At 73.4% G+C, this 20,248-nt stretch carries 14 protein-coding genes and 1 pseudogene; 11 read left to right on the top strand and 4 right to left on the bottom strand.

Annotation, left to right across the window (positions count from 1 at the left end):
* The first annotated feature begins 181 nt into the window (after positions 1–181).
* From IF89_RS0101115 to IF89_RS0101145, 8 genes and pseudogenes are all read left to right on the top strand, one after another.
* Positions 182–1,144 carry a Zn-ribbon domain-containing OB-fold protein gene (locus IF89_RS0101115; RefSeq protein WP_030759621.1) on the top strand — a complete coding sequence of 321 codons (963 nt, stop codon included), beginning with the start codon at positions 182–184 and terminating at the stop codon, positions 1,142–1,144.
* On the top strand, positions 1,144–2,265 hold the full coding sequence (locus tag IF89_RS0101120; protein ID WP_030759624.1) for a thiolase domain-containing protein: 1,122 nt from the start codon (positions 1,144–1,146) through the stop codon (positions 2,263–2,265). The genes IF89_RS0101115 and IF89_RS0101120 overlap by 1 nt, the downstream gene beginning before the upstream one ends.
* Entirely contained in the window at positions 2,262–3,428 is a 1,167-nt protein-coding gene (locus IF89_RS0101125) for a thiolase domain-containing protein (protein ID WP_030759627.1), read from the top strand. The genes IF89_RS0101120 and IF89_RS0101125 overlap by 4 nt, the downstream gene beginning before the upstream one ends.
* Positions 3,429–3,560: 132 nt before the next feature.
* On the top strand, positions 3,561–3,788 hold the full coding sequence (locus tag IF89_RS0101130; RefSeq protein ID WP_420706854.1) for a DUF397 domain-containing protein: 228 nt from the start codon (positions 3,561–3,563) through the stop codon (positions 3,786–3,788).
* A gap of 180 nt (positions 3,789–3,968) precedes the next feature.
* The gene (locus IF89_RS0101135) at positions 3,969–4,577 is read left to right on the top strand and encodes a hypothetical protein (protein WP_030759635.1); all 609 of its coding nucleotides are present in this window, start codon (positions 3,969–3,971) and stop codon (positions 4,575–4,577) included.
* Between the two features lie 31 nt (positions 4,578–4,608).
* Positions 4,609–4,815, top strand: a pseudogene (locus IF89_RS41655) (ACT domain-containing protein); the annotation flags it as partial.
* Between the two features lie 147 nt (positions 4,816–4,962).
* The gene (locus tag IF89_RS0101140) at positions 4,963–7,818 is read left to right on the top strand and encodes an ATP-binding protein (RefSeq protein ID WP_030759638.1); all 2,856 of its coding nucleotides are present in this window, start codon (positions 4,963–4,965) and stop codon (positions 7,816–7,818) included.
* Between the two features lie 564 nt (positions 7,819–8,382).
* The gene (locus tag IF89_RS0101145) at positions 8,383–8,883 is read left to right on the top strand and encodes a hypothetical protein (RefSeq protein ID WP_030030746.1); all 501 of its coding nucleotides are present in this window, start codon (positions 8,383–8,385) and stop codon (positions 8,881–8,883) included.
* 105 nt (positions 8,884–8,988) lie between these two features.
* On the opposite strand, the gene kstD is transcribed toward IF89_RS0101145, so the two are convergent.
* The 3 genes from kstD to IF89_RS0101160 all read right to left on the bottom strand — a co-directional run bounded on the left by kstD (position 8,989) and on the right by IF89_RS0101160 (position 12,567).
* Positions 8,989–10,782, bottom strand: a complete 1,794-nt coding sequence (gene kstD / locus IF89_RS0101150) for a 3-oxosteroid 1-dehydrogenase (RefSeq protein ID WP_051806679.1) — start codon at positions 10,780–10,782, stop codon at positions 8,989–8,991.
* A gap of 136 nt (positions 10,783–10,918) precedes the next feature.
* Complete coding sequence (locus tag IF89_RS0101155) at positions 10,919–11,311, bottom strand: MmcQ/YjbR family DNA-binding protein (RefSeq protein WP_030759645.1); 393 nt, start codon at positions 11,309–11,311, stop codon at positions 10,919–10,921.
* Positions 11,312–11,442: 131 nt separating this feature from the next.
* Positions 11,443–12,567: an aminoglycoside phosphotransferase family protein gene (locus tag IF89_RS0101160; protein ID WP_030759648.1), complete on the bottom strand. Its 1,125-nt coding sequence runs from the start codon at positions 12,565–12,567 to the stop codon at positions 11,443–11,445.
* A gap of 229 nt (positions 12,568–12,796) precedes the next feature.
* Between IF89_RS0101160 and IF89_RS0101165 the strand changes: the two genes are divergently transcribed.
* Positions 12,797–14,296 (top strand): hypothetical protein, encoded by a 1,500-nt coding sequence (locus tag IF89_RS0101165; protein ID WP_030759651.1) that lies wholly within the window; start codon positions 12,797–12,799, stop codon positions 14,294–14,296.
* A gap of 182 nt (positions 14,297–14,478) precedes the next feature.
* Here the strand turns inward: IF89_RS0101165 and IF89_RS0101170 are convergent, their stop codons facing one another.
* A complete protein-coding gene (locus IF89_RS0101170) occupies positions 14,479–15,900 on the bottom strand; it encodes a PP2C family protein-serine/threonine phosphatase (RefSeq protein ID WP_030759654.1) in 1,422 nt (473 codons plus the stop codon).
* A 775-nt stretch (positions 15,901–16,675) separates the two neighbouring features.
* Between IF89_RS0101170 and IF89_RS0101175 the strand changes: the two genes are divergently transcribed.
* Both IF89_RS0101175 and IF89_RS0101180 read left to right on the top strand, forming a co-directional pair.
* On the top strand, positions 16,676–18,130 hold the full coding sequence (locus tag IF89_RS0101175; protein ID WP_030759655.1) for a helix-turn-helix domain-containing protein: 1,455 nt from the start codon (positions 16,676–16,678) through the stop codon (positions 18,128–18,130).
* 60 nt (positions 18,131–18,190) lie between these two features.
* Positions 18,191–20,140, top strand: a complete 1,950-nt coding sequence (locus tag IF89_RS0101180; protein ID WP_043192518.1) for an APC family permease — start codon at positions 18,191–18,193, stop codon at positions 20,138–20,140.
* Positions 20,141–20,248 lie beyond the last annotated feature (108 nt).

Here is a 20,248-nt window from a genome sequence, read left to right on the forward strand (position 1 = left end):
CGGGGGATGCCCGGTCCTGCGCCCCACGTGCCGGCGTGGCACAAGGACCGCGGCTGCGCCCCCGACCCCGCGCCTCGACCGCCGGCGGGCCGAGAAGTGCCTCGCACGCAGGCGGGGCCGGAAGGGCGGGCCTCGCGCAGGTCTCGATCATCACCGGAACCCATTGCAACGGAGAGCCACCATGACAGCTGCCTCCCCACCGGAGGTGCTCCGCGCGCCTCTCGTCGTCGAGTTCCCCTTCACCCGGTCCCTCGGGCCCGTGCAGAGCGCCTTCCTGACCGGCCTGCGCGAGAAGACCGTCCTCGGCGTGAAGACCTCGGACGGCAGGGTGGTGGTCCCGCCCGTCGAGTACGACCCCGTGACCTCCGAGGAGGTCCGCGCGCTCGTCGAGGTGGCCGCCACCGGCACCGTCACCACCTGGGCCTGGAACGATCACCCCCGCCCCCACCAGCCCCTCGACACCCCCTTCGCCTGGGCGCTGGTCAGGCTCGACGGTGCCGACACCGCCCTCCTCCACGCACTCGACGCCCTCGGCCCCGAAGCCGTGCGCACCGGCATGCGGGTCCGCGTCCGCTGGGCCGCCGAGCGCACCGGCGCCATCACCGACATCGCCTGCTTCGAGCCCTTCGACGGCCCCGCCGCCGAGGCCGGGCCCGCCGCGCACGACGGAGTCTTCCAGGACCCCGTCACCGGCATCGTCGCCGAGGCCCGCCTCGACTACGTCTACAGCCCCGGCCGTGCCCAGACCGCCTACATCAACGCCCTCTCCGAACGGCGGACCGTCGGCGAGCGCTGCCCGTCCTGCCACAAGGTGTACGTCCCGCCCCGCGGTGCCTGCCCCACCTGCGGCGTCGCCACCACCGACCGGGTCGAGGTCGGCCCGGCCGGCACCGTCACCACCTTCTGCATCGTCAACATCAAGGCCAAGGGCCTCGACATCGACGTCCCCTACGTCTACGCACACATCGCCCTCGACGGCGCCGGCCTCGCCCTCCACGGCCGGATCGGCGGCATCCCGTACGACCAGGTCCGTATGGGCCTGCGCGTCGAGCCCGTCTGGACCGAAGGCGGCCGCTACCCCGACCACTACCGCCCCACCGGCGAACCGGACGCCGACTACGACGCGTACAAGGAGCTCATCTGATGACCGGGCCCGAGGCGAGCCGGTACGCACGCGACGTGGCCGTGGTCGCCTTCGCGCAGAGCGACCACCTGCGCCGCACCGACGAACTGAGCGAAGTCGAGATGGTCATGCCCGTCCTGCACCAGGTGCTGGCCGCCACCGGACTGAGGGCCGGCGAGATCGGCTTCACCTGCTCGGGCTCCAGCGACTACCTCGCGGGCCGCGCCTTCTCCTTCACCATGACCCTCGACGGGGTGGGCGCCTGGCCGCCGATCTCGGAGTCCCATGTCGAGATGGACGGCGCCTGGGCCCTCTACGAGGCCTGGGTCAAGCTCCAGACCGGCGAGGCGGACACCGCGCTCGTCTACTCGTACGGGAAGTCCTCGCCGGGATCCGTGCGCGACGTGCTGACCCGGCAGCTCGACCCGTACTACCTCGCCCCGCTCTGGCCCGACTCGGTGGCCCTGGCCGCCCTCCAGGCCCAGGCCCTCATCGACGCGGGCGAGACCGACGAGTCCGAGCTCGCCGCCATCGCGGCCCGCAGCCGGGCCGACGCCGGGGCCAACCCGCACGCCCAGCTCCGCGGCACCGTCCCACAGGGCGACTACCAGGTCCGGCCGTTGCGGACCGGGGACTGCCCGCCCATCGGCGACGGCGTCGCAGCGGTGGTCCTGGCCGCCGGCGACCTCGCGCGACAGCTGTGCGAACGCCCCGCCTGGATCACCGGCATCGACCACCGCATCGAAGCGCACGGTCCGGGCCTGCGCGACCTGACCGACTCCCCGTCGACCCGGATCGCGGCGCAGCACGCCGGCTTCTTCGACGCCCCCGTGGACACGGCGGAACTGCACGCGCCGTTCTCCTCGCAGGAGGTGGTGCTCCGCAAGGCCCTCGGCCTCCGCGCGACCGCCACCGGCCACGGCAACGGCACCGGCAACGGCCACGGCACCGGATCCGTCGCCGTCAACCCGTCCGGCGGGGCGCTGGCCGCCAACCCGATGATGGCCGCCGGCCTGATCCGCATCGGCGAGGCCGCCGCCCGCATCCATCGCGGCGTCTCCGACCGTGCCGTCGCGCACGCCACCTCGGGTCCCTGCCTCCAGCAGAACCTGGTCGCCGTCCTGGAAGGGGACACAAGGTGAGCAAAGAGTCCGTGGCCGTCGTCGGCATCGGCCAGACCAAGCACGTCGCCGCCCGCCACGACGTGTCCATCGCCGGACTCGTCCGCGAGGCCGCCCTGCGCGCCCTCGCCGACGCCGAGCTGACCTGGGCCGACATCGACGCCGTCGTCATCGGCAAGGCCCCCGACTTCTTCGAGGGGGTGATGATGCCCGAGCTGTACCTGGCGGACGCGCTCGGCGCCGTCGGCAAGCCGATGCTGCGCGTGCACACGGCCGGCTCGGTGGGCGGGTCCACCGCGCTCGTCGCCGCCAACCTGGTCGCGGCCCGCGTCCACCGCACGGTCCTCACCCTCGCCTTCGAGAAGCAGTCCGAGTCCAACGCCATGTGGGGCCTGTCCCTCCCCGTCCCCTTCCAACAGCCCCTGCTCGCCGGTGCCGGGGGCTTCTTCGCCCCGCACGTGCGCGCGTACATGCGGCGCACCGGCGCACCCGACGCGGTCGGCTCGCTCGTGGCGTACAAGGACCGGCGCAACGCCCTGAAGAACCCGTACGCGCACCTGCACGAGCACGACATCACCCTGGAGAAGGTCCGGGCCTCGCCGATGCTGTGGGACCCGATCCGATACTCCGAGACCTGCCCCTCCTCCGACGGCGCGTGCGCCATGGTCCTCACCGATCGGGCGGGCGCCGCCCGGTCCCCGAAACCGGCCGCCTGGGTGCACGGCGGCGCGATGCGCAGCGAACCCACCCTCTTCGCAGGCAAGGACTTCGTCTCCCCGCAGGCCGGTAAGGACTGCGCGGCCGACGTCTACCGGCAGGCCGGGATCACCGACCCGCGCCGGGAGATCGACGCCGTCGAGATGTACGTCCCCTTCTCCTGGTACGAGCCGATGTGGCTGGAGAACCTGGGCTTCGCCGAGGAGGGCGAGGGCTGGAAGCTCACCGAGGCGGGCGTCACCGAGATCGACGGGGACCTCCCGGTCAACCCCTCCGGCGGTGTGCTGTCCACCAATCCGATCGGCGCGTCCGGGATGATCCGCTTCGCCGAGGCGGCCCTCCAGGTGCGCGGTGATGCCGGGGAGCACCAGGTGCCGGGAGCGCGTCGGGCGCTGGGCCACGCCTACGGCGGCGGTGCGCAGTTCTTCGCCATGTGGCTGGTGGGGACGCAGGATCCCGCTTCCTGACATCCAACCGTCGGGCCCGCCGGGGTGCCGGACCGGTCACGAGTGACTCACCGTGGCCTGTGCGGCACCCGCCGCGATGGGTAACCTGGCCCCGGACGACGTACCGGGAGGAGCACGCACGTGGCCGAGAGCATGACTTCACAGCCGCTCGCCGGCTGGGGGAAGCCGGACCTCGATCTCACCGACGCGGACTGGCAGTCGAGCAGCCGGGGAGCGGGCGACGTCCAGATCGCCTTCGTCGAGGGCTTCATCGCGATGCGCAACAGCGAGCGCCCCGAGAGCCCCTCCCTGATCTTCTCGCCGGACGAGTGGCACAAGTTCGTGCTGAACGCCCGCGGCGGCGAGTTCGACCTGACCTGACCTGACCTGACCTGACCTGACCTGACCTGACCGCACGCCGCCGCCCCGTCCCCGGCCGGGGCGGTGGCCGGGGCGTCGGCCGGGGACGGCTGCGCAACGGCTACTCAGACAGTGCCCGAGTACGCCGTTGAGTACTTCCGCTCATGATCCGCAGGGCCAGGGCTGCCTAGGCTGACCGGCATGGACACCGACCGGACCCCCACCGACACCCCTGCCGCGGACACGCCCCGGTGGTTGAAGGGATGCACGCTCGCCGCCCTCGTTCTGCTCGGCCTGGCCGGCCTGGGCGCCTGGGGGCTGGCCGAGTTCGAGAAGGGCCTGGACGGCTACGGCCAGCTGGAACAGAGCGGCCCCTCCGGATCGGTGGCGGACCCCCTCGGACCCGGCGCGACCGCCCGGTACGAGGACGGCCTGAAGATCACGGTCAGCCGCCCGCGGGCCGAGCCCGACGGTACCTACAGCCTCACCGTGACCTACGACAACGACACCGACGAGGAGCTGCGCCCCGGCGGGGAGTCGGCCGCCTCCGCCGTGTCGGAGTACGGCGACGCACCGCTGACCGTCCGCGCCGGCCGCTCGCTCGACGACCACACCTCCGGCGACAGTCTGGACTGGCTGAACTCGAAGGAGTCCGCCGCCGCCCTCCTGCCGCCCCTGGGTACCGACCGCACACGCCGCGTCCCGGTCCGCGTCCGGCCCGGCGCGAAGGGCGCCACGGTCACCGTGGAAGTGGATCCGCCGGCCGCCGGCTACCGGGAGACCGCGCACTTCCAGCTCACCCTCGGCTGACCGCCCGCTCGTTGGGGCGGCGGCATGAGCGGTCGCGCGCTGGATCACCCTGCGGATCCATTCCGCGCTCGACGCGGTCGGTCTCACCGCCGCCTTCGCCGCCGAACTCGCCACCCGCGGCCTGAGCTGCAACGTCATCGCCGGGCACCACCACGACCACCTCTTCGTGGCCGCCGACCGGGCCGCCGAGGCCGTCGGTGTCCCGGAAGACCTGGCGACCCGTTCCGGGCAGGACTGATCGCCCTCGGAAGCAACTCGAAACCTCCTGCGATCCGTCCCGCAATCGCGTCGGAAAAGAAGATCGGATTCTTTCCGCCAGTGGGGCACCCCGCGATATGCGCGGGCGTACGCTGATCTCCCGGAACAGGCCTGGGGGGTACCAGCCATGACGGACCACCGGACGCGCATCCGGCGCACCATGGTCGAACGCGATGCCGAACTCGCCATCGTCGACGAGGCCCTGGACCAGCTCACCGGTCCCGGCCCCGACGCCGGCGGCGCGCTGCTGGCCTTCTCCGGGCCCGCCGGCCTCGGCAAGACCACCCTCCTCGCCGAGTTGCGTCGCCGCGCCCACGCCCGCTCCTGCACCGTCCTCGCCGCACGCGGCGGCGAACAGGAGCAGAGCCAGCCCTTCCACGTCGCCCGTCAGCTCATCCAGCCCCAGCTCGCCGGCACCTCCGAGCAGGAACTGCGCGCCGCCCTCGGGAGCTGGTACGCCATCGTCGGCCCCGCCCTCGGCCTCTGCGCGCCCGAGCAGGGCGCCCCGCCCGACCCGCAGGGCCTGCGCGACGGCCTCGACTGGGTCCTCACGCACCTCGTCGTCAAGCGCGCCCCCGTCGTCCTCGTCCTCGACGACGCGCACTGGGCCGACCCCGAGTCCCTCGGCTGGCTCGCCGCCTTCGCCCCGCGCGCAGAACACCTCCCGCTGCTCCTCGTCGTCGCCTACCGGCCCGACGAACTCCCCGCCCACGCCGAAGCCTTCCGTACGCTGCCCGGCCGGGCGGGACAGGCCCCGCTGCCCCTCGCCCCGCTCACCCCGGCCGCCGTCGCCGCCCTGGTCCGCGAAGCCCTCGGCGAGCACGCCGACGACGCCTTCTGCCAGGAGGCCTGGGCCGTCACCACCGGCAACCCCTTCGAAGCCGTCGAACTCACCGCCAAGGTCCGCGGCCGCGGACTGCGGCCCGTCGAGGAGAACGCCCCGCAACTGGCCGACCTCGCCGCCGCCCAGCGCGGCAGCGGCCTCGTCGCACGCCTCGAACGCCTCGGCCCCTCCACCGTCCGCTTCGCCTGGGCCTGCGCCGTCCTCGGCACCGCCATCCCGCAGGACATCGCCGCCCGGGTCGCGGCGCTCGGCGCCGAGGAGGCCGTCGCCGCCACCACGCGCCTGCGGGACGCCCGCATCCTGTCGGCCGCCGGGCCCGCCTCGGACCACGAGCCCGAGACCGGGCTGGAGTTCGTCCACCCCCTCATCGCCACCGCCATCTACCGGGCCATCCCCGACGCCCTGCGCGTCGCCCTGCACGGGAAGGCCGCGGCCGCCGTCGTCGACGCCGGCCTCGGTGCCTCCGCCGCCGCCCGCCACCTGCTGGAGACCCACCCCGAGAACGACCCGTGGGTCGTGCGCACCCTGCGCGAGGCGGCCGCGGAGAACCTCCGCGCCGGCGCCCCCGAAGCCGCCCGCCGACAGCTCGCCCGCGCCCTGCGCGAGCCACCGGACTTCGACGAACGCGCCGCCGTCCTGTACGAACTGGGCTGCGCCTCCCTGCTGACCGAGCCCGCCAACACCGTCAACCACCTGCGGGCGGCCCTCGCCGAACCCTTCGACGACCCGGCCCTGCGCCAGGGCATCGTCATCCGGCTCGCCCAGGTCCTCGCGCACAGCGACCGCCTCGCCGAGGCCTCCGCATCCCTCGCCCGCGAGATCGCCCGGACCCCGGACGTACGGGCCCGGTTGCGCCTGCAGTCCGAGCAGTTCATGTGGGACGCCTTCAACGCCGCCGAGACCGACTCCCCGGCCCGCTCCCGACGCCTCACCCGGCTCGCCGACCGCCTCACGGGCCGGGACCTCACCGAGCGGTACGTCATCGCCCTGCGCGCCTGGGACGCCTGCCTGTGGGGCGAACCGGTGGACGTGGTGCTGCACCACGCCGGCCGCGTCCTGGAACAGCCCTTCAGCTGGGCGCACGAGGACCGCGGCTTCGAAGTCCCGGTGCTGGCCGCCATGGTCCACATGTACGCCGACCGGCCCGGCCGGGCCGAGGAGCTGTTCGAGGCCGGCACCGCCGAGTTCGAGCGGCAGGGTTGGCGCGGCGCCCACCTGTCCTTCGCATACAGCCTGCGCGCCTACATCCGCTACCGCCGCGGACGGCTCGTGGAGGCCGAGGAACTGGCCCGGTCCGGGCTTCGCCTCGCCGAACGCGTCGGCCGGCGCACCCCCGTGCACTGGTACGCCATAGCGATCCTCCTCACCACCCTGCTCGCCCGCGGCCGGGTCGACGAGGCCTGGGAGCTGGCACAGGAGCACGAGTTCGGCGCCCCCTTCCCGGCGGCCGTCGTCTTCCCCGACTCGCAGACCGTCCACGCCGAACTCCTGCTCGCCCGCGGCGAGGTCCGCGCGGCCGTCGCCGAACTGGAGGCGGTTGACCGCAGACTGACACCCCGCGGCATCCAGAACCCGGCCTGGTGCCCGTGGCAGCTGCACCTGGCCCGCGCCGTCGCCGCGGACGATCCGCAACGGGCCCGCGCGCTCGCAGCCGACGCCGTCCGGCGCGCCAGGGCCTTCGGCGCGCCCTCCGCCATCGGCCAGGCCCTCAGAGTGGCCGCGGAGGTCGCTGCTCCGCAGGACCGCACCGCACTCCTCCGGGAGGCGGTCACCCTGCTCTCGGCGTCCCCCGCCGGATACGAACTCGCCCGCGCCCTGGCCGCCCTCGGCTACGGACTGCGCGACGCCGACCTGCTGACGGCGGCCGTCGTCACCGCCCGGGAATGCGGCGCCGACGGGCTGGTGGAGGAGGCCACCGAAACCCTGACCGGCATGGGCGGCGCCCTGCCCTCCAGGACGCCCCGCGCGGACTGGGTCACCGAGGAGGAGATCCGGGCCGCCGACCTGGCCGTACGCTCCGCGGAGCAGCCCGAGCCTGCGTCCCCGGACTGGGTGCTGTCGGCCGCGTGCCGCAAGCTCGGCACCGACCGGTCCGGGCTGCGCGCCGCACTGGAGGCGTTCGCCCGCAGCTCCACGTGATCGGACCCACCCCGCCCCGCAGGCACGACGCACCCGGACCACATCGAGGGGAAGGCCCTGCCGCGCCTCGACGAGGCGGTCTCCGAGAAGGCGGCCCGCCGCGGACGCGCGCAGCGACGCGCCGCCCCGCCGCCCCCCCCGCGCCCCGGCCGTCGCGGTCGACGCCGCCCCCGCACCCGCGGCGTACGACCCCCGCCCGCCGCGCCCGACGGCAGGTGCCCCGGACACCGGCGGGAGGTACCGCTTCCGGCGTACGGCAGGCCGGGAATCCTGGAATCCTCCTCGCGGGCGACAGGGGCGTGCCGGCCACCACCACCGGGCCCGCGGCCGGCGAGGCCGCCGGCTCCGCCCGGGCCGACCCCCTTCCGCCGCCGCGTCCCACCCGGCCGACCCGCACGTTACGGGGGCAGCGGCCTGCTCCCGCGCTGGTTCACGCCGGTCACGCCCCTCCGACGGGCGCATTCGCGGACAGCGGCGGGACCAGGGCGCGGGACCGGGCAGGACGGCCGGTCGGACGAGGGGCCCCCGGGCCGTAAAACTCCCGCGGCCACGTACCATGGCCGCATGTCCTTCCTCCGCCGCCACCGCGCCGCCACACCCGCCGGCCCGGACTTCGATGTCCTGGCCATGGACCCGGGGGACTGGCCGGGCAATCTCGGGGCCGGGCTGCTGCCCGCGCCCGACGGCAGCTGCCAGGGGGTCTTCCTCCGGTACGACCTGTTCGGCGGACGCGGTCCGGCGATGATCATCGGCAACCTGCCCGAGGGCTCCCCGGCCCGCGACCTCACCGACGGCCAGGTCCCCTTCGAGGTGGCCCAGCTCCTCGACGCGCTGGAGAACGACGAGGACGTCGAGGTCACCGGCGTCGAGGACTGCCCCGTCATGCAGGGCGACAACCTCCTCATCGTCCGGAAGATCAAGCTGTCGGAGTCCCGCATCTCCTGCGTCCAGTTCGACCGCAGCGACAACGTGCTGGTCACCATCGCCAGCTGGGACCGCCCGATCACCGACGACCTCTACGCCCTCCTGAAGCCGCTCCCCGCCGAGCTCTTCCAGCAGGGCTGACCCGCCCCGGCCCCCCGCCGAGGCCGCTCGCACGCCGGTCCCGGCCGTCCCTTCGTGCCCACCCCGGGCCGGGTACCGGTCGGCCCGACCCGGTTCCGGCACCGGTCAGCCGTCCGCGATGTCGTTCGCGGCCACGTAGCCGAACGTCATGGCGGGGCCGATCGTCGACCCGGCCCCCGCGTAGCTGCGCCCCATCACCGCCGCACTGGCGTTGCCCGCCGCGTACAGGCCGCGGATCACCGAACCGTCCCCCCGCAGCGCCCGGGCCCGGGCGTCCGTGACGATGCCGCCCTTCGTACCGAGATCCCCCGGCACGATCCTGAAGGCGTAGAACGGCGGCACCCAGACCGGCGCCAGGCACGAGTTCGGCTGGACCCCAGGGTCGGTGTAGTAGTGGTCGTAGGCGGTGTCGCCCCGGTGGAAGTCGGCATCGGTGCCGCTCCACGCCTGCGCGTTGAACCGCCCCAGCGTCGCCCGCAGGGCACCCGCCGGCACACCGATCGCACCCGCCAGCGCGTCCCACGTCCACGCCTTCTTCGCCGCTCCCGCCTGATACCACGAGTCCGGGAAGGGCAACGTCGGCAGGATGTCCTTGAACAAGTACCGGTTGCGGTAGTTCTGATCCACGATCAGCCACGCAGGGATGTGCGAACCTGTCGCCGCCCGATCCTTCTCGTACATCACGTGCACCACATCGCTGTACGGGGCGGCCTCGTTGACGAACCGCGCCCCGTGCCCGTTCACGATCAGCCCGCCCGGAAGCGTCCGCTCGGCCAGACAGAAGTACGGCTCCCCGGGCAGCGGGATCGACGGACCCCACCACGCGTCGTCCATCAGGGCCAGCGCCGCGCCGGCCCGCTGACCGGCCAGGATGCCGTCGCCCGTGTTTTCCTTCGCGCCCACCGACCACTGGGTGCCGATCGGCTGCTGCTGGTACTGCGCCCGCATCGCGCCGTTGTGCTCGAAGCCGCCCGAGCCGACGACCACCCCCCTGCGGGCCCGCACGACACCGCGCACACCCTCCTTGTCCACCACCACCCCGGTGACGGCGCCGCCCTCCTGGACCAGGTCCACCAGCGGGCTGTTCAGCCACACCGGCACCCCGGCCCGCTGGAGTCCCGCCCGCAGCCCCGCCGCGAGGGCCTGGCCCATCGTGAGCGGCTTCTCGCCGCGCAGGGCCGCCTTCGTGCCGCGCGCCAGGCACTCGGTGGAAACGGCCAGGCCCTTCGCGTTCACCGCCGCCAGATTCAGCCACTTGTAGTCCTGACTGAAGACGACCATTCCGGCCGGCACGGGCATGTACGGCGGGTTGAGGCGGGCCAGTTCACCCCCGAGGACGTTCCCGTCGATCTGGTCCGGCTCGATGGACCGGCCGTTCGGCAGGCCGCCCGGCAGGTTCGGGTAGTAGTCGCTGTACCCCTCCATGAAGCGGAACCGCAGCGGGCTGTGGGCCATCACGAAGTCCAGCATGCGGGGGCCGTGGGCGAGGAACGCCGCCTGGCGGTCGGCCGGGACATCGGGCCCCACCACCGCCGAGAGGTACGCCGCCGCCTTCTGCGGGGTGTCGGGCACCCCGGCGGCGAGGATCACCGAGTTGTTCGGCAGCCAGATGCCGGCCCCGGAACGCGCGGCCGAGCCACCGAACGTGGGCGCCTTCTCGACCACCAGCACGCTCAGCCCGCGCCGCGCGGCGGTCAGCGCGGCCGTCATCCCGGCGGCGCCGGAACCCACCACGACCACGTCGTACTCACCGAGCGGCGGTCCGGCCCGGTCACCGTCGGCCCGCGCCGCACCGGACGGCAGCACGGCCGCGGCGAGCACCCCGGCCCCCGTACCGGCGAGCACGGCGCGTCTGGACGGCAGGGGGGCGGGGGACGTGCGTGAAGCGCTTGCGGACATGGGCAGGCTCCAGCGGTTTGGGGAGGAGAAGGTGACTCCAACACGTCTGATGCTGAGTCAGAAAAAGGTGTTCGGGGGATCATGTGATGTCAAGCCATCCGGTGCACCCCCGCGCACCCGCCGCGGCACCGGCCCCTCAGCCCTCCGCCCGGCCGCGCGCGTCCAGCTCCTTCACCTGCCGCTTGAGGGCCACCGTCCGGTAGCTCTCCTCCACCCACTCGCACAGCACCTGCACCGACGGCGCCCCCTGCTCACCCAGCGGTACGGACACCCAGCCGGACCGGCCCAGACCGTACCCGGTGGGCTCCGCGCCGGGCGACGCCATCGCGTGCCCGTGCAGCGCCTCGTCCTTGAGCTTGACGGACAGCCCTGGCTGCCCCGGCCCGTCGGTGCTGCCCAGGAAGAGGAAGATCTTCTTGTTCACCTTAACCACGCAGTCCTCGGGACCCCACGGATGGTCCTCGAAGGCCTCCGGAAGGCCGAGGGCGAACTCCCGCACCGCCTCCCACTTGCGCACTCCGGACTTCATTCAGCGCCTCCCGTCGGTCGTCCGCTCCCACGCTAGCGGAGCCCGGCGCCGCCGTTGCCGGACCGCGAACGGGCGAAGCCCCGTGGCGGTGGGGCCACGGGACCTCGCGTCAGGGGCTGGAGCAGACCGGATCAGCGCGTGCCGACCGCCGCGCGGACCGCCCGCCGGGCCATGCCCGCGTCGTCGTGCAGGCGGCGGAGCAGCAACCGCTGCTCCTCCCCGGAGGACAGGGCGCCCGCCGGCAGCGGCTGGGCCGGGGCGGTCGCCAGCATCGAGCGCTGGACGGCCGTCTCGGACATCCGGATCTCCCGCGTCAGCACCAGCATCAGGTTGATCAGGAAGGCGTCCCGGGCCACCGGACCGGCCGACTGGGCGAGCCGGCTGATCTGGGCGCGGGCGGCTGGGGCGTCGCCGAGCACCGTCCACAGGGTGGCGAGGTCGTAGCCCGGCAGGTACCAGCCCGCGTGCTCCCAGTCGAGCAGCACCGGGCCGGCGGGGGAGAGCAGCAGGTTCGACAGCAGCGCATCGCCGTGGTTGAACTGCAGCGGCGCCCCCGACAGCTTGACCCCGTGCAGCAGCTTCTGCAGGTCGCCGAGGTCCCGGTCCGTGAGCAGGCCCAACTCGTAGTCGCGGGCGATCCGCCGCGCGTAGTTCATCGGGGTGCCGAACAACTCGGCCGGCGGCTGCCACTGGTTGACCCGGCACACCGCCCCGAGGGCGGCCCGGAGGTCCACCCGCGGCGGCGGCTCCACGGGGTGCCGCTGGAGTGCCGCGACCCGGCCCGCCATCCGCTCCACCACCAGCGTGCAGTTCTCGGGGTCGGCGGCGATCAACCGCGGTACCCGGACCGGCGGGCGGTGGCGGACGAACGCCCGGTACGCCGCTATTTCGTGCCGGTAGCGCTCACGCCATTCCGGCGAGTGGTCCAGTAAAACCTTCGCAACGGCGGTCATGCGGCCGGTGGTCCCCACCAGGAGGACCGAGCGGCCGCTGCGCCGCAGCACCTGCACAGGTGAGAACTCCGGACAGATCCGCTGCACCGAGGCGAGCGCGGTGCGCAGCTGCGCTCCCTGCGGCCCCGAGAGGTCGATTCTTCCGCTGACGGGCTGGGACCCGGCGCTCGGCATCCGCCGCGCCCGGACTGCGCCCTGCGCCGCGGCCGACGCGCGGCCCGGTTCGAGATAGGGGCCGCCGCCCGCGGGGAGCGTGCGGTGCGACCGGACCGGTGCGGACACGGAGGACGTTGCTGCGTACATGGTGATACGGATCCCTTCGTGCGCCGACGAGTTGCGTACGCCACCCCGCCGATCCCGTACTTCACCCTGGGGAGTTCCGCCGGTGACCGGGGCGGGGAGGCGCATTCCTACCTGACACCCGTCGCAAGGTGGCGAACCATCGGGCGTGCCCTGGCGAAGCCTGGCGAATAGTCGCTGGGCATCTGACGGCGGGCTACTGTCAACTCAGCCGAGAACCTGGGGGCTTGACGTGAGCAAAGGTCCGAACACCCGCTTGAACGACCTGTTCGGCCTGGCCGGCTGGTCGAAGGGCGAGCTGGCGAGGATGGTGAACCGGCAGGCGGCGGCCATGGGCCACCCCCAGCTCGCCACCGACACCTCGCGGGTGCGGCGCTGGATCGACATGGGGGAGAGCCCCCGCGAACCGGTGCCCACGGTACTGGCAGCACTGTTCACCGAGCGGCTCGGTCGTGTCGTGACCATCGAGGACCTCGGGTTCGTACGGCAGCGGCGCACCTCGAGACGGCAGCCGGACGGGGCTCGCGAGAACCCCGACGGCATGCCCTGGGCGCCCGAACGCACAGCCGCGGTCCTCACCGAATTCACGGGAATGGACCTCATGCTCAACCGTCGCGGTCTGATGGGCGCGGGCGCCGTGCTCACCGCCGGCTCAGCCCTCAGCAACGCCATGTACGACTGGCTGCACACCGACCCCGCCCTGGCGAAGGGCGATCCGGCGCGCTTCGCCGACTCCTTCCAGGCCGACCCAGCGGGCTTCGACCGCTACGAGGCCGCCCCGATCGGCTCCCAGGAGATCGAGGCACTGGAGCGCTCCGTCGAGGTGTTCCGGGCGTGGGACGCCTCCAGAGGCGGCGGGCTGCAGCGCAAGGCCGTCGTCGGCCAGCTCAACGAGGTCGGGGGGATGCTCGCCTACCACCACCCCGACCACCTCCAGCGGCGGCTCTGGGGAGTGGCGGCCAACCTGGCGGTCCTCGCGGGCTGGATGTCGCACGACGTGGGCCTCGAACCGACCGCGCAGAAGTACTTCGTCATCGCGGCGCACGCGGCCCGTGAGGGCGGCGACCGGCCGCGCGCGGGTGAGGCGCTGTCCCGCGCCGCGCGCCAGATGGTCCACCTCGGCAAGCCGAACGAGGCCCTGGACCTCATGAAGCTCGCCCAGTCCGGTTCCGGCGAGCAGACCCTCCCGCGCACCCGCGCCATGCTGCACACCATCGAGGCGTGGGCACAGGCAGCCATGGGCAAGGGGCAGGCCATGCGCCGCACCCTGGGCGAGGCGGAGGAGCTGTTCGTCTCCGACAAGGGGGACGTACCGCCCCCGAGTTGGATGCAGCACTTCGACGAGGCGGACCTGCACGGCATGCAGGCGCTCGCCTACCGCACCCTCGCCGACCACGACGCCACGGCGGCACCCATCGCCGCGCGGCACGCCAAGGAGGCCCTGCGGCTGCGCGGCGACGGCTACCAGCGGTCGCAGATCTTCGACTACATCTCCATGGCCTCCGCCTGCTTCATCGCCGACGACCCCGAACAGGCCGACCGCTACGCGCGCCTGGCGCTCGTCTCGATGAACGAGACCTCCTCGCACCGGACCTGGGACCGCCTGCGCGAGATGTACCGGCTCACCGCCCAGTACGCCGGGTACGCGCGCATCGAGGACCTGCGCCAGGAGATCGAGTTGGCGCTCCCCGACACCCCCGCAGCGAGCGGCCGGCCGGCCATGGGGGTGTAGTTGCCGGCTCCCGCGGCAGCCGCCGGCCAGGGATCCCGCACGCCCTGCGGACGAGAGGGGCGGTAACGCGGACGAGAAAGGCCGCGCCGTCCGGCGCGGCCCTGAAGCCCGTACGAGGAGGCCCTACGGTGCAGCCCGACGGCCGCAGTCCACAGGTCCGGCGCTCCGGCCGGCCCGGTGCCCTACCCGCCGACCCGGGCGACGAGCACGCAGGCGTCGTCCTCCCGCTCGCCCTCCCCGAACTCCTCGACCACGAGCCGCACGCAGTCCCGGGCGGACCGCGCCGCCGAGAGCCGCGGAGCGAGTGCCAGCAGCCGCTCGGTCCCGTCCGCCCGGCTGAATTCGATGCTGCGCGGCGTCAGGCCGTCCGTGTGCAGGACCAGCACGTCACCCGCCTCCAGCCGCTCCTCGGCCTGCCCGTACGCGGCCCCGGAGGTCGCCCCGAGCAGGATGCCCTCCGGCGGGGTCAGGGCGCGGCCCGACCCGCGGCGGAACAGCAGGGGGGCCGGGTGGCCCGCCTGGGCCCAGGTCAGCACCCGGCTTGCGGAGTCGTAGCGGCAGCACACGGCCGAGCCGAGGGCGGGCTGGACGGAGGTCTCCAGGAGCTGGTTGAGCCAGCCCATCAGCGGTCCCGGCGCGATCCCAGCCATGGCCATGCCGCGCAGGGCGCCCAGCATCATCGCCATGCCGGAGGTGGCGGTCACCCCGTGACCGGTGAGGTCACCGACCGTCAGCATCGAGGACCCGTCGGGCAGTTCCAGCGCGTCGTACCAGTCGCCGCCGATCAGCGCGCTGGTCGCGGAGGGCAGGTAGTGCGCGGCCACGTCCAGCGAGCCGGTGTCACGGTGCGGGAACCGCAGGGAGCCGCGCCACGGGGGGAGCACGGCTTCCTGCAGCTCGACCGCAAGCCGGTGCTCGGTCTGCGCGATCTCCCGCTGGCGCTGCAGCGAGTCGCGGGACTCGCGCACCGCCCGCTGGCTGCGGCGCAGTTCACTCACGTCCCGCAGCACGGCCCACATGGAGGCCGTGCAGCCGTCGGAGTCGAGTACCGGCTCGCCCCTCATGTGCAGCGTCCGGACCCGGCCGTCGGCCCGGACGATGCGGAACTCGCCGTCGATCGGCCTGCCGTCCACCAGGCAGGCGGTGACCCACGCCGTCAGCAGCGGCTGGTCCTCGGAGAACAGGGTGGAGCCCAGCTCGTCGAGCGGGAGCGGGCCCGCCTCGGGGGACCGGCCGAGGATCTGGAACAGCTCGTCCGACCAGGTCACTTCGTCGGTCAGCAGGTTCCACTCCGCGCTGCCGACGCGGGTCTGCGCCTCGGCAGGGGCCTCGGGGGCCGCCTGCGGGAGCACGGTGCTCTCGGGGGCCGGGGGCAGCCCCTCCTTGAGCTGGCCGAGGTGCTCGCGGAGGTCGTCGAGGTGGTGCACGGCGAGATCGCACAGTGCCCGCTGCCAGCGGCCCTGCGCGTCGTCGTCGTCCACGACGGTGTCGCGGCGGACCGCGTCCACGTCGCCCCGCAGGCGCCGGGTCTGGGAGATCAGTGCGTCCACCGACCCCGGCTCGGGCGGCTGCGCGGGACGGTCCGCGAACAGGTGGGACGGCATGAGAACTCCGATACAGGCGCGGCACGGCCAAGTCTGAAGGAAGGACCGGTAACGACTGTTGCACAGGCAGCGACACTGTGTAAGACGTTTGGCAACATCCGCTACGTTCTTGCTTCTGGTATATGACACGGGCCTCGCGAGTTCTGCGCGGTGTGCGAACGAATCCGGTCGGCAGCGTTCCGCGGGTGTGGTGCGCGACGCTGCCGGTGGGGCCGCTGATGCATCCGGTACCCATGACCGGAATCCGGCCATCCGCCTCGCGTGACTCGATCACACGCCCGAGGTGTACGAGGCGTTCCGCCGGTGCCCCGCGCACCCTGCCCGGTTCCCGGTGCCCCCTGCGATCCACCCGAACGGAGGATCCGCGGCGCGCAGCCCGAACGGGATCGAGGCTTCCCCGGACGTACTCGGATCGTTACTCTACGTGTCGGTAATGCGGTTTCTGCTGGCCCGGTCGGATCAGGGCGGCCGTCGCGCTGCCCCGGCTTACCGGCGAGCCCACGGACGAGGCCCTCGACGCCATCGCCGACCTCTGCCGGTGCGGCATCTGCGGCATCCACGTCTGCCTCCGCAAGGCCCTCCGGAGCGCTGCCGCCAGGATGTGAGCGGCGGATCCCGGTGCCTCCCCCGTATTCGTACTCATGGGCTCCGGGACCCGTCCGCTCGTGGAACAACCTATGCCGGAGCGGGGCCGTCCGCAGGGTTCGCCCTGCCCAGTGAGCGGGCGAGACCGGTATCACAGCGCACAGTGTGCGACCGGTGGTTGAATGCGCCGGTGTCACGGTCCGACGACGTACTCAGGGTCCACCGGCTCGCCCACACCGGGGGATCGGCCGCGCTGCTGGACTGGCTCGCCGCCCGCCTCGGCGGTTGGACCGGCGTGGTGTCCGCCGACGCACCGGACGCCGCCGGAGCCGCAGCCGGCCGGGGGCGGGAGGCGCCCGCGGACGCCGTCCGCGGCGCCGCCGAGATGGCCGCGCGCGGCGTACGGTCGGCCGTCCTGCACGGCGACGGGTCCGCCACCCTGCTGTTCGCCCTGGACGCCGGGCGGACCCTCGCCGCCGTACTGCCTGTGCCGCACCTGCCCGAAGCGCCCGCGCTGCTGGCGGACGCCGCCGTACCGCTGGCCCTCGTCCTGCGCGCCGAGGAGGCCGAGCAGCGCGAAGCGCGGGCCGCGGTCGCAGAGGCCCGCGCCCGCGAGGCCGTGCTCCACCTCTTGATGAACGGACGGCTCTCCACCGCCCACCAAATCGCCGAGGCGCTGCGCCCCTCACTGCCCGACCCGATGCGGATGTACGTCGCCGAGTGCCGGACCGGGCGGCGGGCCGAAGTGGCGCGAGTGTGCCAGGAGTCGACCGGCGGGCGGGCCTGGGTCGTACGCTGCCCGGTCTACGTGCGCCACCTCATCATCCTGGTCCCGGCCGACGCGACGGCGGTGTCCGCCGATCACGACCCGCTGGCCGGGGCGCTGACGGCGGTGGATGCGGACTGCGCCGTCGGGGTCAGCGGCGAACTGGCGCTGGGGCAGGCGCCCACCGCCTACACCCAGGCCTTCCACGCCCTGGCCGTCGCCCGCGGCCGCGGCGAGCGGCACGCCCGGTTCGGCCCCGGTCCGGAGTTGGCCCTCGCGGCCCACGAGGCCGGGGCCGGCTGGGCCGGCGCCCTGCTCGCGCCCCTGCACGCGTACGCACCCCGGCGACCCCAGGACCCCGGCGGGCAGGAACTGCGCGCCACCGCGCACGCCTGGCTGAACTTCGGCCCGCACGCCACCCGGCTGCTGAAGGTGCACCGCAACACCCTGGCCGCCCGGATCCGGCTGGTCGAGACGCTTCTCGGACTGGACCTCGGCCGGCTCCCCGACCAGGCGGCGCTCTCGTTGGCGCTGCGGCTGACCACGGGTGCGGAGCGGGGGAGCGCCGGTGCGGAACCGGCGGCCGCCCCCGCGCTCGACGCGGTCCTGCGCGACCCCCGGCTCACCGAGTGGGCCCGCGCCCACCTCGCCGGGCTGGCCGGACCGGACGCCCCGCCCGGCGCCCGGGACACCGTACGCACCTGGCTGGCGCACGACGCCCGGCTCGTCCCGGCCGCCGCAGCGCTCGGGGTCTCCGTCCCCGGCGCACGCAAGCGGCTGGCCCGGATCGAGGGCGTGCTGGAGCGCTCGTTGCTGCAGTCGCCGAGCGTCCGGTACGACCTCTGGCTGGCCCATCGGGCCGAGGAACTCGCCGAATGACACAAGCCGTAAAAGGGATTTTTGCCGCAGAAACTGAGGAGCGTGCACGATCATGCCCGAATGAGGCGTATCAAGGCGAAGCGAGTGCTGGTCGGTGAACCCCTCGACACCGCGCGGCTCGGCGAGACCCTGCTTCCCAAACGACTCGCCCTGCCGATCTTCTGCAGCGACCCTCTCTCCTCGGTGGCCTACGCCACCGAGGAGATCCTGCTGATTCTCGCCCTCGGCGGCGTCGCGCTGCTCCATCTCGCCTGGTACGCGGCCGCCGCCATCGTCTTCCTGCTCATCGTCGTCGTCGCCTCCTACCGCCAGACCTGCCACGCCTACCCCGGCGGGGGCGGCGCGTACGTCGTCAGCGCCGAGAACCTCGGGCAGACCGCCGCGCTCACCGCCGCCAGCGCCCTCCTCGTCGACTACGTCATGACCGTGGCGGTGTCGGTCGTCTCCGGAGTCGCCGCCATCACCTCGGCCTTCCCCGCGCTCAGCGACCACGAAGTGGTCATGTCGGTCGCCTTCGTGGCGCTGCTGACCCTGATGAACCTGCGCGGCGTCAGGGAGTCGGGCCGCCTCTTCGCCATCCCCACCTACGGCTTCGTCCTGGTCGTCCACCTGATGTTCGCCGTCGCCGCCGTACGCCTCGGCACCGGCCAGACCGTCCGCGCCGAGTCGGCCGATCTGCCGATCATCGCCACCGACACCTACACCGGCCTCGCCCTGGTGCTCCTCACGATGCGCGCCTTCGCATCCGGCTGCACCGCGCTCACCGGCGTCGAGGCGATCAGCAACGGTGTACCCGCCTTCCGCAAGCCCAAGGCGACGAACGCGGCGACCACACTCGCCGTGATGGGCTTCCTCTCGGTGACGATGTTCGCCGGCATCACCGCCCTCGCCATGGCCTACGAAGTCCACGTCGCGGCCGACCCCACCGAACTGGGCCTGCCGCCGGGGACCCCGACCTCCACCGCCCTCGCCCAGATCGGCCGCGCCACCTTCGGCAGCTGGCACTTCCTCTTCTACCTGCTCCAGGCCGTCACCGCGGGGGTGCTGATCCTCGCCGCGAACACCGCCTTCAACGGCTTCCCGATGCTCGCCTCGATCCTGGCCAGGGACCGCTACGCGCCCCGCCAGCTCTACCACCGCGGCGACCGGCTCGTCCACTCCAACGGCATCGTGCTCCTGGCCCTCGCCGCCGTCGCCCTCATCGTGGCCTTCGACGCCGAACTGACCCGCCTGATCCAGCTCTACATCATCGGCGTGTTCGTCTCCTTCACCCTCTCCCAGTCCGGCATGGTCCGGCACTGGAGGAAGGCCCTCGCCTCCCCCGCCACCCCGCGCGAGGAGCGGGTCCACATCCACCGCCGGCTCGCCATCAACGCGGTCGGCGCCACCCTCACCGCCCTGGTCCTCGTCATCGTCCTCATCACCAAGTTCACGCACGGGGCCTGGCTGGTCGTCATCGCCATGCCCCTGCTGTTCCTCGGCATGCAGGGCGTACGCCGCCACTACGACCAGGTCGCGCAGCAGGTCGGCGTGGCCCCCGACGCCAGACCGCGCAGGCCGGCACGCCACCACGTGCTCGTCCTCGTCGCCGCCGTCCACGCCCCGACACTCAAGGCCATCGGCTACGCGCAGGCCCTGCGCCCCGACACCCTGACGGCCGTGACCGTCGCCGCCGACGAGTCGGAGGCGGCCCGGCTGCGCGAGGCGTGGGACGCACACGATCCGGGCCTGCCGCTGAAGATCCTGCACTCGCCCTACCGCGAGGTCGTGGGCCCGGTCCTGGCGCACGTCGAGGAGCTGGCCGCGGCGCCGGCTACGGACATGCTGTCCGTGGTGATCCCGGAGTACGTCGTGGGCCACTGGTGGGAGCAGCCGCTGCACAACCAGAACGCCCTGCGGCTCAAGGCGCGCCTGCTGTTCACCCCCGGGGTGGCGGTGATCGACGTCCCGTACCTGCTGGCGTCGGCGAGGGCGATGAAGGCCGCGCAGGCCGCTGAGCGGGAGGGGTAGGCGCCACCGGGTCCGGTGATCTTATGCTCGGGTTTACGCGAGTCCGCTGGTCTTGGGGGCGATGAGGGACTTTGATGTCCCTGCCAGGCCTCGTACCGGAGCAGGGGG

The sequence above is a fragment of the Streptomyces sp. NRRL F-2664 genome, assembly GCF_000719345.1.
Classification (GTDB): Bacteria; Actinomycetota; Actinomycetes; order Streptomycetales; family Streptomycetaceae; genus Streptomyces.